Genomic DNA, 10,514 nt, shown 5'->3' on the forward strand with positions numbered 1-10,514 from the left:
GCGCATACCGAGGAACACCGCCGCGCCGCTGGACTCCGTGGCGACGGCCGGACGGCCGCGCTCGAGCCACAGCTCGATCGCCTCCGACGCCGGCAACCCGTAGGGCACCGAACGCTCCTTGCGGCCCTTGCCGAAGACCCGGACGACCCTGCGGCCGCGATCCAGGTCGTCGATGTCGAGCCCGACCAGCTCACCGACGCGAATGCCCGTGGCATACAGCACCTCGAGGATCGCGAGGTCGCGAAGCCCGCGCGGCCCGTCCTCCGCGAGTGACTGAACCGTCGCATCCAGCAACGCCCTGACCTCGGTCTCGCTGAGGGCGACCGGCAGCTCGCGGTGCGCCTTGGGACTCGCCAGCAGCGCCCCGGCGTCCGCAGCCGCGCGGCCCGTACGCGCAAGCCAGAGCGTGAACACCCGCGCCGACGTGGCCCGGCGGGCGATCGTCGTGCGGGCCTTGCCGAGCGTCTGCAGATTCGCGAGCCAGCTCCGCAGCGTACGAATCGACAGCCCCGCGGGATCATGGACGCCGAGTCGCTCGGCGTGCATGGCCAGGCTCTCGAGGTCGGTGAGGTAGGCGCGCACCGAGTGGGCCGAGAGGTCGCGCTCGGCCCGGAGGTGCTGCTCGTAGGCGGCAAGGACCGCCGACCAGGCCTCGCCCGGTCCCTCTGGCTCTGCTGTCATCGGTTCAAGTGTGCGCCGGACGATCCGTCACCGGACGTCGGCGCGCCGATCGCCTGTCGACGGGCGGGGCTCCGGCCACCGACAATGCCGGTCGACATGCACCTCTCGCCGAGATCCTCGAAACCATCAGGGATGCTAGGCGTGCACATCCCACCACCGGCGAGGAAGGGCGGTCACCGTGGCCAAGGCTTTGCCGACGCGGGCATCGGTCGTCGTGATCGGCGGAGGCGTCATCGGCCTCAGCACCGCCTATCACCTGGCCGCAGCCGGCGTCGAGGATGTCGTCCTGATCGAGCGGGATGCCCTCGGCGCGGGTTCGACCTGCAAGGCAGCCGGTGGCGTACGTGCCTTGTTCTCCGACGAGATCAACATCCGGCTCGGCCTGCGCAGCCTGGAGGCGTTCGAACGGTTCGGCACGGATTTCGACCAGGAGATCGACCTGCACCAGGTCGGCTACCTCTTCCTGATCGACGACGAGGAGCACGAGGGGGCGTTCGCCGACGCCGTCGAGATCCAGAACTCCCTCGGGGTCGCCAGCCGGATGATCGGCGTCGAGGAGGCCAAGAAGCTCTCGCCGATGATCGACACCACCGGACTCAGGTCGGCCCTCTGGTCGCCCAGGGACGGTCACTGCACGCCGGAATCCGTCGTCCTCGGCTACGCCACGGCTGCCCGACGGCTCGGCGTACAGCTCATCACGGGCTGCGAGGCAACCGATGTGATCACCGAGGGCGGACAGATCACACAGGTCCGGACGAACCGGGGCTCGATCGCCACAGCATCCGTCGTGTGCGCCGCAGGCGCGTGGTCGCGAGCCGTCGGCGAGTGGGCCGGGGTCGACCTTCCCATTGATCCGCTCCGGCGCCAGATCGTCGTCACGGAGCCCGTCGACGGCCTCGATCCGGCGACCCCCTTCACGATCGACTTCTCCACATCGTTCTACTTCCACCGGGAAGGACGCGGTCTGCTGCTCGGCATGTCCGAGGAGACCGACTCCTGGGGCTTCGACCTCTCGCGCTCGAGCGACTGGCTCGAGGCGTTGGCCGGCGTCATGGAACGCCGTCTGCCCGGCCTGGGCGAGATCGGCCTGCAGTCCGGCTGGGCAGGCCTGTACGAGATGACTCCCGACCACAACGCGGTCATCGGCGAGGCGCCCGAGGTCTCGCGATTCCTGTACGCCACGGGCTTCTCGGGGCACGGCTTCCTGATGGGCCCCGCCGTCGGTGAGGTGATGCGGGACCTCTTCCTCGGAACCACGCCCGGCGTCGACGTCAGCAGCCTCACCGCCGAACGCTTCTCGGGCACCGAACCGCGCCCCGAGCTCAACATCGTCTGAGCCCACCCATGACACAGGAGACCCACATGGACACCGCGACAGCACGCGCTCTGGATCGGAGCGACCGGCGGCCGGCCGTCGTGGTGCTCGGCTCCATCAACCTCGATGTCGTCGTGGAGCTGGCTCACCTCCCCGTGCCCGGAGAGACGATCATCGCCCAGCACGTGCGGCGCAACGTGGGAGGCAAGGGTGCCAACCAGGCGGTCGCGGCGCGGCTCGCCGGCGCCGACGTGGAGTTCGTCGGCCGGGTCGGAGATGACGCCAACGCAGACATGCTGAGGAACGGGCTCGAGGCATACGGCGTCGGCAACCGGCACCTGCACGCGGTCGACGGCGCGGAGAGCGGCGTTGCGTACATCAATGTCGCGGACCACGACAACACGATCGTCGTGGTCTCCGGCGCCAACTGGGCGTGGCAGCAAGCCGACGCCGACACGGATGCCCTGGTCGCGGCCGCCGACGTCGTGATCTGCCAGCTCGAGGTGCCGGACGACGTCATCGAACGGACCGCGCGACTCACCGCCGGCCGATTCGTCCTCAACGCGGCACCGGCACGCCCGGTCTCCGAGGAGCTGCTCCCATGCTGCGACCCGCTCGTGGTGAACGAGCACGAGCTCGCCTTCCTCAGTGGGCGGGAGATCACCGGCCCCTCCGAGGCGCTGACCGCACAGGCGGAGCTGATGGAGCGAGGCGCCCGCAGCGTCGTGACGACCCTCGGGTCGGACGGCGCCGTCTGGACCGCGCCCGGCGAGCAGGGTGTTCAGCCGGCGCCCCGTGTCGACGTGCGCGACACCACGGGTGCCGGTGACGTGTTCATCGGCCACCTCGCCACCCGGCTGGGCTCCGGCGCGAGCCTGGGCGAGGCGGTCCGTTGGGCCACCGCCGCGGCGTCGTGGTCGGTGCAGGTCGCCGGCACCCACAGCGCGTATCCCGACCTGGCCCAGGCCGCGGAGTCATTGCACCTGGTCCCCGAACCGGTGTTCCACCCCAGCAGCTCCTAGCTCAGCCCACGTCGGCGCGCCGGGACAACATCCATTCGGCCCCGGCCCGGATCACGAGCCCGCGCCGTTCGAGCAGGCCGAGCGCCGCGCTGACCTCACGCGAGCTGAGCCGCACCGCCGACGCGATCTCGGAGACCCTGCGGGCCGTGGACCAGTCGAGCCCATCGAGCGTGGTGCGCGCAGCGGGCGGCAGGCGGTCGAACTCCGTGAGCGGCAGCGAAGGCTGCTCCTCGGAGCCGGCGCCCAGACCGGCCAGCTCCGCCACGATCTCGCGGCCGCTCGTCACGACCACGGCCTTGCCGGCGCGGAGCGCGGCGTGCACGCCGGCCGACTGCTGTGAGGTCACCGGGCCCGGCAACGCCATCGTGGTCCGGCCGAGCTGGTCGGCCCAGTTGAGCGTGTTGAGCGATCCGCTGCGTACGGCCGCCTCGATCACGACGGTGCCCTGCGTCAGGGCGGCGATGATCCGGTTGCGGGACAGGAACCGGTTCTTGAGCGGCTTCTCCCCTGGCGCCTGCTCGCTGATGACCACCCCGACCTCGGCGATCCGGGTGATGAGGGCACCGTGCGACTTCGGATAGTCGAGGTCGGCTCCGCAGGCGAGCACCCCGGCGGTCGGCGCGTTCATGAGGAACGCCCCGCGGTGCGCGCAGCCGTCGACGCCGTAGGCCGCCCCGCTGATGACGGTCCATCCGGCGTCGGCGCAATCGGCCGCCAGCTCGGAGGCGCACTCGGCCCCGTACGTCGTGCAGTCCCGAGCGCCGACGATCGCCACGCTCTGCTCGCACATCTCGGCGAGATGTCCCACACCACGAAGCCACAGTCCGACAGGCGCGCCCGTCGCCCCGTGCAACGGCTCGAGGTGGTCGAGGTCGGACAACGCCGCCGGCCATTCCTTGTCTCCGGGGGTGACCCAGCGCAGGCCCGCTGCCTTGGCCCGGGCGGCGGCCGTCTCGGCCGTGCGGTCGAGGTCGCGGCCGCGCTCGGTCCACGCCTCGGGGATCCGGGTCTCAGCCAGCCGGTGACGCCCCAGGATGGCTGCGAGGATCTCGGACGGCTGATGAGTCAGCAGCAGGTTGCGCAGGCGGGGGTCTCCGGGCTCGACCACCAGGCTCAGGCCGAGCCGGTCCTGACGCGTCACGAGGCCTGCACCATGTCGCGGAGAGCGCTGCCCAAGGGCGTACCGCGCCTGAGCGACAGCGCCGTGTCGACATCGTCCCCGGTCGGGGCCGCGTGACCGTGCAGGTCGGCCACGCTCCACGACAGCCGCAGGATCCGGTCGGCGGACCGGGCGTTGAGCTTGTTGGTGCGCAGCTGCTGGTCGACCAGCACGCGCCCCTGGTCGCTGACCGGCCAGTGCTTGCGCAGCTCGACACCGGGCACCTCGCTGTTGAGCCGCCACGGTGTCTCGCGCAGGCGGTGCGCCTGTCGCTCCCGCGCCTCGGCGACGCTGCCCGCCAGCTCGGCGGTCGACCGTCCACCGGCGAGCGCATTGGTCAGCTCAGGACGTGACAGCGCAGAGAGCGAGCGGTGGATGTCGATGCGATCGCGAATGGGTCCGGAGAGCCGGTCGGCATATCGGCGACGCATCAGCGGGGTGCACCGGCACTGGTCGCTGACCGCCGAGCTGAGGCCGCACGGGCAGGGGTTGGCGGCGACGACGAGCTGGAACCGGGCCGGATAGGCCGCAGTCTGGGCCGCGCGGGAGACCACGACGTGACCGCTCTCGAGCGGCTGCCGGAGCGCCTCGAGCACGTTGCTCGCGAACTCAGGAGCCTCGTCGAGGAACAGCACGCCGTGGTGCGCCAGGGACAGCGCGCCGGGGCGGATGGCCTTGCTGCCGCCACCGACGATCGACACCGCGCTCGCGGTGTGGTGCGGGTCGAGGAACGGCGGCCGCCGCAGCAGCGGGGCGTCGCTCGGCAGCACGCCGGCCACCGAGTGCACCGCGCTGACCGCGAGTGACTGCTCGTGCGTGAGGTCGGGCAGCAGCCCCGGCAGCCGCTGGGCCAGCATGGTCTTGCCGATGCCCGGCGGCCCGGTCATCAGCAGGTGGTGGCCGCCGGCCGCGGCGACGACGAGCGCCATCCGCGAGTCCTCCTGACCGGCGATGTCGGCGAGGTCGAGGTGGGCCAGCCGGTCGGCCGAGGTCCAGGACATGCCGGGGATCTCGTCGAGCGGCGGCACGGGCGGGTCGTCCGGCTCCTCACCACCTGTCAGGAGCGCGACGGTCTGCCGCAACGACCGCACCCCGACCACCGAGATGCCCCGCACGAGCTCGGCCTCGGGCACGTTGACCTCCGGGACGAAGACCCGGTCGAAGCCGGCGTCCAGAGCGGCGAGCGTCGCCGGCAGGACACCGCGTATGGCCCGCAGCCGGCCGTCGAGCGCGAGCTCGCCGAGGAAGACCGAACCCGCGAGCCGATCCGTGGGAACGAGCGACTTGGCGGCGAACACCGCGAGGGCGATCGCCAGGTCGTAGTGCGAACCCGTCTTCGGGAGCGTCGAGGGGGCGAGGTTGATGGTCACGCGTTGATCGGGCCACGTCGTGCCGGAGTTGGACACCGCCGAGCGGCACCTGTCCCGCGCCTCGTTGACCATCGTGTCGGCGAGCCCGACCAGCACCGTCGCCGGCAGGCCACCCGAGATGTCGACCTCGACCTCGATCGGCCGACCCGACAGGCCGTCGAGGGTGACCGAGTGCGTCGCGGCGGCCATCAGGCGACTCCCGCGATGCGGTCCACGACCGGAGCGCCCCGCGGCGGCACGACGACCGAGACGATGTCGATGCGTACGCTCGGCGGCTGCACGTCGTGGACCTCGAGCCAGTGCATCGCCAAGCGCCGCAGCCGCGTGGCCTTGTGGCCGGTGATCGCCTCGAACGGCCCTCCGTGATGGTTGCTCGTGCGGGTCTTGACCTCGCAGATCACGAGCGTCGATCCGTCACGGGCGACGATGTCGATCTCGCCGAACCGGCAGGTCCAGTTGCGGGCCAGCACGACCATGCCGAGCGCCTCGAGATGGTCGGCGGCGACCCGCTCGCCGTAGGTGCCGAGGGCCTTGTTGCGCGCGTACGTCATCCCGCAACCCTCGCGGCGCAGACCCACGGTTGTCCGCCGCCGTCCCACACCCTGTGGACCGCCGTCGAGCCGGGAAGCCCTGTGGACAGCGCAGTCGGCCGAACAGTACCCGCCCTGGTTTGGGCGGTTCGACGCCACGTCAGCGGACGGTGAAGGTCTTGTCGTCAGTGGCGGGGCCATGGCCCGCGGCGCCACCGGACGGGTCGTCAGTCGACAGGACGACCGTGTAGGTGCCGGGGACGAGCTGGGCTCGGAAGGACAGCGAGCCGAAGCCTCCGGTTCCGGTCCCGCCCATGGCCGATCCCTGGGCGACCGTGGCTCCTGCCCTCGTTCGGATGACCCACCCGAACGTGGCCTCGAACGACGTCCCGAACCCGGTAAAGGTGACCTGCCCGGCCTTGCGGATGTCGCCCTCCTGCGGGGAGGTGACCCATGCCTGGGCCTGCACGTCGGCCCTCGGGGCGCGCGTCATGGCGTTGCCGATCCGCACGGTCCCCCATACGTCGGCGGCCTTGCCGTCCTTGGTGATCGTCACGGTGGTGGCCGGCGTGCCGCTCTGGGAGGCTGCCGCGGTGGCGGTGTAGACGAGCTGCTGGACGGCTGTCGCGGCGAGCTCGCTGCCGACATTGGTGTTCGAGAACGCGTCACCGGACAGGTCGACCGCAAGGTTGCTCCCGTTCCGCGACACCGAAACCCGGCGGGCGGGTCGCCAGGGGGTCATGTAGTCAGGGTCGCGTGGAGCCAGGCGGGTCATGGCGCTCACAGCAGAGGCGACCGCGCCGCCCGTGTTCGGCACGTTGCGGAACTCGCGGTAGAGCTTGAACGACCCCTGGGACTCGGCGATGTAGTAGACGGGGATGCTCTTGAGGGTGGACGCGGGCGCCGTCGTGGACGGGCTGGGAGACGTCGGCGTGACGGTGGAGGATGTCGCCGACGACGGCTTGCCGTCACCGCCGTCACCATCACCGTCACCGTCACCGCCGTCGCACGCCGTGAGCGAGGCGAGCACGACGACCAGGCCCGACAGCACCTGCATTGACCGCCTTCTCATGGCCCTTCCTCCGCGCTCACTTCCAGTGAAGCACTCCCGTCGCCGAGTGGCACACCCATAGACCGTCGCAACCTAGGGCTTGCGGAGAGCCTTCGAGCCGGGCGTGCCTGTGGAGAGCGCGGCCTGCAGCATCGACTGCGCTGACCAGCGCATCAGCTCGACCGCCGCATCGCGGGAGAGCCCACCGATGTCGGTGAGCCAGACGAGCGCCTCGATGCCGATGGCGCTGCGGATCGCGAGCACGAGCCGGCGCAGCTCGTCGTCCGACAGCTGTTCACGTAGGGGCTCGAGCGCCTCGGTGATCCAGCCGATCGCCCTCCCTTGTCGCAACGGCTGACCGCCACGGTCTTCGGGATCGTCCTCGAGCGAGAGTCGCAGCATCGTCCGCTGCTGCGCCTCGGTCTCCAGGATCATCGTGGTGAACCGGCGTACGACCTCGTCCAGCCGGCTCGCAGCGTCGGACGGTGGGTCCTCGCCGAGCATCGACTCCGCCCCGGTCTCGGGGTGAGCAGCGGCGAGGAGGCTCCGCTGGTTGGGGAAATAGCGGTAGGCGGTGGTGCGCGACACCGCAGCAGCATCGGCAGCCTCCGCGACGGTGGGGGCGAGCCCGCGCGAGACCATCTCGCGCGCGGCGACCACGAGCGCGGCGCGGGTACGACTCTTCTGCTCGACGCGGCCGCTGGCCTCGTACGGTATTGACATACCCGACATGGTACTGCAGTCTCGTTATGGTACTCGCGTCCCACGACGCGAACCAAGGAGAAGGCCTCATGAGCGCAACAGCCGCACCCACATCCATCGTCAAGGCCGCGTCGGAGGGCGAGCGCCGCTGGTTCGCCGGCGGCGGCGTGCACACCTGGAAGGTTCGGGCGGAGGAGTCCAACGGCGCCTTCTTGATGTTCGAGGACCGCATGGTGCAGGGCAAGGTCACGCCGCTGCACATCCATCCGGAGACTGACGAGACCCTCGTCGTCCTCGAGGGCGAGATCCTCGCGCACCTCGACGGGACCGAGCAGCGCGTCTCCGCAGGCGGCCTGGTGCTCGCGACGCGCGGCCTCCCACACGCCTTCATGGTCACGTCGCCCTTCGCCCGACTGTTGTGCGTGCAGACGCCCGGCAACATCGAGTCGTTCTACTGGGACGCCAGCGACCCGATCGCGGACGACGTGGACACCGGCGAGGTCGACTTCGACCGCATCGCCGCGTCCGGGCAGCGCAATGGCGGCATCGTGCTCGTCGGACCGCCGCCGTTCGCGCACTGACTCTGTCCGGCCGCGTTCGTACGATGAGGCATGCCCACGATCCGCATCGAGCCCGCGACCACCGTCCCCTGGTCCGACGTCGAGCAGACCATGACCGGCGGCGGCGACGGCGCGAGCTGCTGGTGCCAGTGGTTCATGGTGACCCGCAAGGAGTTCGACGCCTGCAGCCGAGACGACAAGGCCGCCCTGCTTCGCCGTGAGCTCACGCGTGCCGAGGCGCCGCCGGCCCTCATCGCGTACGTCGACGATGCGGCCGCCGCGTGGGTGCGAGTGGGTCCGCGACCGTCGCAGCCGGCGCTGGGCCGCTCACGCATCATCAAGGCCAGCGCCGAACCGATCGACGACGACGCCGTCTGGGCCATCACGTGCTTCGTCGTACGCCGTGAGCACCGCGGCCGGGGTCTCGCCAGGGAGCTCACGGCGGCGGCCGTCGATCACGCGGCCGCACACGGCGCGCGGGTCGTCGAGGCCTACCCGGTCGACACCAGCCTGCGCAAGACCACCAACAACGAGCTGTTCCACGGCTCGGTGCAGCTGTTCCGCGACGCGGGGTTCCGCGAGGTCGCGCGCCCGACGGATGCCCGCGCGGTGATGGCGCTCGACGTCAGTCGTCGGCGCCGGGCACCTTGAAGTCCGAGCCCTGGAGCTCCTCGACGTTGACGTCCTTGAACGTCAGCACCTTGACGTTCTTGGCGAAGCGGGCCGGGCGGTAGATGTCCCACACCCACGCGTCGTTCATGGATACCTCGAAGTAGGCATCGCCGGTCTCGGAGCGGACCTTCACGTCGACCTGGTTGCACAGGTAGAAGCGCCGGTCGGTCTCGACGACGTACTTGAAGATCGTGACGACGTCGCGGTACTCCCGATAGAGCGCGAGCTCCATCTCGGACTCGTAACGCTCGAGATCCTCAGAGCTCATGCCGCCGCCTCCACTTGAAACCCACGATACGGAGGCGACGGCATGAAACCTGCCTCATGATTCGCGCCCCCAACTCGCAGGGCTCGTGGGGGGACCCCCAGCTGACGCTCGCTCATGAACCGTGCCTTCCATTGCTGCTCGTACGTTGACGTATCTCCGACGGTGCTCGGCGCACGGTCCGTGCAGCTTCAGCGCCTGCTGGTGGAGCGGGGTGCTGTAACCCTTGTGCGTGGCGAAATCGTATGCCGGATAGTCCTCGTGCATCTGCACCATCATGCGATCCCGGGTGACTTTCGCGATGACCGAGGCCGCTGCGATCGAAGCCGCGACGCGATCGCCCTTCCACATCGCCAGGCCCGGGGCGCCGAGCCCGTCGACCGGGAACCCGTCGGTGAGGACGTAACCGGGGCGCACCGTGAGGCGCGCCAGTGCCCGGCGGAGCGCGGCGATGTTGGCGACGTGCAGGCCCATGCGGTCGCACTCGGCGGCCGGGATCACGACGACCGACACGTCGACCGCGCGCTCCATGATCAGGTCGAAGCAGGCCTCGCGGCGCGCCTCGGTGAGCAGCTTGGAGTCGGCGAGGCCCTTGATCGGCCGCTCGAGGATGACAGCGGACGCCACCAGCGGCCCGGCGCACGCGCCACGGCCCGCCTCGTCGACACCCGCGACGGGGTGCAGACCCTGGCGGGCCAGCGCGCGCTCGAAACCGTAGATCCCGGCGTCACGCCGAATCGTGGATCCCTTGGCCAGACGTGTCACGCAGTGAGCCTAACCCGCACCGTCAACGGCGCGGCAGGCAACTCACCGGTGCTCAGACCTCGCGCTTTTCCTTGATCTTGGCGGCCTTGCCACGCAGGCTGCGGAGGTAGTAGAGCTTGGCCCGACGGACGTCACCACGAGTGGCGACCTCGATCTTCTCGATGACCGGGGTGTGCAGCGGGAACGTCCGCTCCACGCCGACGCCGAAGCTGACCTTGCGGACTGTGAACGTACGGCCGATGCCCGAGCCCTGCACCTTGATGCAGACGCCCTTGAACACCTGGATGCGCGAACGGCTTCCCTCGATGACCCTGACGTGCACGTCCAGCGTGTCGCCGGCGCGGAAATCGGGGATGTCGGTGCGCAGCGATGCGCTGGCGACCTGGTCGACGATGTTGGTCATGGTCTACTCCTCGCTGGTG

The 10,514-nt window shown here is 70.4% G+C and carries 13 protein-coding genes; 4 read left to right on the forward strand and 9 right to left on the reverse strand.

Features of this window, described 5'->3' with window-relative positions; genetic code table 11:
• Nucleotides 1-681, reverse strand: a 681-nt coding sequence (locus tag V6M46_RS11880) for a tyrosine-type recombinase/integrase (protein WP_332665225.1), incomplete at its 3' end; no start/stop codon positions are given.
• A gap of 178 nt (nt 682-859) precedes the next feature.
• Here V6M46_RS11880 and V6M46_RS11885 point away from each other — a divergent pair.
• On the forward strand, nt 860-2,017 hold the full coding sequence (locus V6M46_RS11885) for an NAD(P)/FAD-dependent oxidoreductase (protein WP_332665227.1): 1,158 nt from the start codon (nt 860-862) through the stop codon (nt 2,015-2,017).
• Nucleotides 2,018-2,043: 26 nt separating this feature from the next.
• Nucleotides 2,044-3,018, forward strand: a complete 975-nt coding sequence (locus V6M46_RS11890; protein WP_332665228.1) for a ribokinase — start codon at nt 2,044-2,046, stop codon at nt 3,016-3,018.
• Between the two features lies 1 nt (nt 3,019).
• Here the strand turns inward: V6M46_RS11890 and V6M46_RS11895 are convergent, their stop codons facing one another.
• The 5 genes from V6M46_RS11895 to V6M46_RS11915 all read right to left on the reverse strand — a co-directional run bounded on the left by V6M46_RS11895 (nt 3,020) and on the right by V6M46_RS11915 (nt 7,851).
• Nucleotides 3,020-4,159 (reverse strand): DNA-processing protein DprA, encoded by a 1,140-nt coding sequence (locus V6M46_RS11895; protein WP_332665230.1) that lies wholly within the window; start codon nt 4,157-4,159, stop codon nt 3,020-3,022.
• Nucleotides 4,156-5,736, reverse strand: coding sequence for a YifB family Mg chelatase-like AAA ATPase (locus tag V6M46_RS11900; RefSeq protein ID WP_332665233.1), 1,581 nt, complete (start codon nt 5,734-5,736; stop codon nt 4,156-4,158). The genes V6M46_RS11895 and V6M46_RS11900 overlap by 4 nt, the downstream gene beginning before the upstream one ends.
• Complete coding sequence (locus tag V6M46_RS11905) at nt 5,736-6,098, reverse strand: YraN family protein (protein WP_332665235.1); 363 nt, start codon at nt 6,096-6,098, stop codon at nt 5,736-5,738. The genes V6M46_RS11900 and V6M46_RS11905 overlap by 1 nt, the downstream gene beginning before the upstream one ends.
• Nucleotides 6,099-6,237: 139 nt before the next feature.
• On the reverse strand, nt 6,238-7,149 hold the full coding sequence (locus tag V6M46_RS11910; RefSeq protein ID WP_332665237.1) for a Gmad2 immunoglobulin-like domain-containing protein: 912 nt from the start codon (nt 7,147-7,149) through the stop codon (nt 6,238-6,240).
• Nucleotides 7,150-7,221: 72 nt separating this feature from the next.
• Nucleotides 7,222-7,851: a TetR/AcrR family transcriptional regulator gene (locus V6M46_RS11915; RefSeq protein WP_332665239.1), complete on the reverse strand. Its 630-nt coding sequence runs from the start codon at nt 7,849-7,851 to the stop codon at nt 7,222-7,224.
• A 68-nt stretch (nt 7,852-7,919) separates the two neighbouring features.
• On the opposite strand from V6M46_RS11915, the gene V6M46_RS11920 reads away from it, so the two are divergent.
• Nucleotides 7,920-8,411 (forward strand): cupin domain-containing protein, encoded by a 492-nt coding sequence (locus V6M46_RS11920; protein ID WP_332665240.1) that lies wholly within the window; start codon nt 7,920-7,922, stop codon nt 8,409-8,411.
• A 30-nt stretch (nt 8,412-8,441) separates the two neighbouring features.
• Nucleotides 8,442-9,041 (forward strand): GNAT family N-acetyltransferase, encoded by a 600-nt coding sequence (locus V6M46_RS11925; protein ID WP_332665242.1) that lies wholly within the window; start codon nt 8,442-8,444, stop codon nt 9,039-9,041.
• Here V6M46_RS11925 and V6M46_RS11930 read toward each other — a convergent pair.
• From V6M46_RS11930 to rplS, 3 genes are all read right to left on the reverse strand, one after another.
• Nucleotides 9,016-9,330 (reverse strand): DUF2469 domain-containing protein, encoded by a 315-nt coding sequence (locus tag V6M46_RS11930; protein WP_056215024.1) that lies wholly within the window; start codon nt 9,328-9,330, stop codon nt 9,016-9,018. The genes V6M46_RS11925 and V6M46_RS11930 overlap by 26 nt on opposite strands.
• Before the next feature lie 54 nt (nt 9,331-9,384).
• Nucleotides 9,385-10,083, reverse strand: coding sequence for a ribonuclease HII (locus V6M46_RS11935; protein WP_442880510.1), 699 nt, complete (start codon nt 10,081-10,083; stop codon nt 9,385-9,387).
• Nucleotides 10,084-10,144: 61 nt separating this feature from the next.
• Nucleotides 10,145-10,495 (reverse strand): 50S ribosomal protein L19, encoded by a 351-nt coding sequence (gene rplS / locus V6M46_RS11940; protein ID WP_332665249.1) that lies wholly within the window; start codon nt 10,493-10,495, stop codon nt 10,145-10,147.
• Nucleotides 10,496-10,514: the final 19 nt, after the last annotated feature.

Origin of the sequence: Aeromicrobium sp. (genome assembly GCF_036676885.1) — a bacterium.
GTDB lineage: Bacteria > Actinomycetota > Actinomycetes > Propionibacteriales > Nocardioidaceae > Aeromicrobium.

Excerpts from the sequence above, each read along its gene's own strand:
- V6M46_RS11910 (WP_332665237.1), bottom strand. The coding sequence starts at position 7,149 with ATGAGAAGGCGGTCAATGCAGGTGCTGTCGGGCCTGGTCGTCGTGCTC.
- V6M46_RS11925 (WP_332665242.1), top strand. The coding sequence starts at position 8,442 with ATGCCCACGATCCGCATCGAGCCCGCGACCACCGTCCCCTGGTCCGAC.
- V6M46_RS11900 (WP_332665233.1), bottom strand. The coding sequence starts at position 5,736 with ATGGCCGCCGCGACGCACTCGGTCACCCTCGACGGCCTGTCGGGTCGG.
- V6M46_RS11930 (WP_056215024.1), bottom strand. The coding sequence starts at position 9,330 with ATGAGCTCTGAGGATCTCGAGCGTTACGAGTCCGAGATGGAGCTCGCG.
- V6M46_RS11920 (WP_332665240.1), top strand. The coding sequence starts at position 7,920 with ATGAGCGCAACAGCCGCACCCACATCCATCGTCAAGGCCGCGTCGGAG.
- V6M46_RS11890 (WP_332665228.1), top strand. The coding sequence starts at position 2,044 with ATGGACACCGCGACAGCACGCGCTCTGGATCGGAGCGACCGGCGGCCG.
- V6M46_RS11915 (WP_332665239.1), bottom strand. The coding sequence starts at position 7,851 with ATGTCAATACCGTACGAGGCCAGCGGCCGCGTCGAGCAGAAGAGTCGT.
- V6M46_RS11905 (WP_332665235.1), bottom strand. The coding sequence starts at position 6,098 with ATGACGTACGCGCGCAACAAGGCCCTCGGCACCTACGGCGAGCGGGTC.
- rplS (WP_332665249.1), bottom strand. The coding sequence starts at position 10,495 with ATGACCAACATCGTCGACCAGGTCGCCAGCGCATCGCTGCGCACCGAC.